Origin of the sequence: Aurantimonas sp. C2-5-R2 (assembly GCF_036549495.1) — a bacterium.
Classification (GTDB): Bacteria; Pseudomonadota; Alphaproteobacteria; order Rhizobiales; family Rhizobiaceae; genus Aurantimonas; species Aurantimonas coralicida_A.
Genome location: NZ_JAZHLJ010000248.1, coordinates 1 through 1,043, shown reverse-complemented (window position 1 = coordinate 1,043; position 1,043 = coordinate 1). Strand labels below are relative to the sequence as shown.

1 protein-coding gene is annotated in these 1,043 nt (G+C 62.4%); it reads left to right on the top strand.

The genetic code is table 11. From position 1 onward, the window contains the following. Positions 1-153 precede the first annotated feature (153 nt). Positions 154-1,043: J domain-containing protein (locus VQ044_RS25325; protein ID WP_327650431.1), on the top strand; the 890-nt coding region annotated here is incomplete at its 3' end.

The following is a 1,043-nucleotide window of genomic DNA, read 5'->3' as shown; positions in this document are numbered from 1 at the left end:
CCAATCAGATCGTGCAATGGGTGCGTGACAAGTTGCCGACTGCGGCGGCTTGAGCCTGCCCTCCATCGGCGCCGCAACAGAGGCGTCGGAGCGTTGCGCAGTACCGATAAAGAACACGGGCATTCGAGGCATGGTTGGTAGGAAATCAGTGACATGAAGGACCCTTATGAGACCCTCGGCGTCGCCCGCTCCGCGACCAGCAAGGAGATCAAGGCCGCATTCAAGAAACTGGCGCGCAAGCACCATCCCGACCTGCATCCGGGCGACAAGGAGGCTGAGAGCAAGTTCAAGGACCTTTCGGCGGCGAACGACCTGCTCAAGGACCCGGAAAAACGCCGGCGCTTCGATGCGGGCGAAATCGACGCCAGCGGAGCCGAGCGCCCGCATGAGCGGTTCTATCGCGATTTCGCCGACGGCCCCGCCTACGCTTCGCACGCCGCACAGGACGGTTTTTCGAGCAATGAAGATCTGGAGGCGTTTCTGTCCCGCGCGTTTTCAGGCGGAGGACGACGAGCCCAGGGCACGTTCAGGGCGCGTGGACAAGATGTGAGTTATGCGCTCCCGGTGGCTTTTCTGGATGCGGCCAATGGCGCGACGCGGACGATCACATTGCCTGAAGGCAAGACCTTGCAGGTCAAGATCCCCGAGGGTGCAGCCGACCGGCAGATGCTGCGGCTAAAAGGACAAGGAATGCCTGGGTTTGGCGATGGAGCGCCGGGCGACGCCTATGTCGAACTGCATGTCCAGCCACATTCGTTCTTTCGCTCCAAGGACGGTAACATTCACGTCGACGTGCCGGTCACCTTGACGGAGGCGGCCCTGGGCGCCCGAATCGAGGTGCCGACCATCACCGGACCGGTCAAGGTGACCGTTCCGAGGTGGTCCAATACCGGCACAACGTTGCGGCTTCGCGGCAAGGGAATCCGCGACCACAAGACCGGCCAGCGCGGGCATCAGCTGATCACCCTCAAAATCGTCCTTCCCGCGGCCGAGGAGCCCGAACTGGTCGCGTTTCTGGAGACATGGGAGCCAAAGACCCGGCT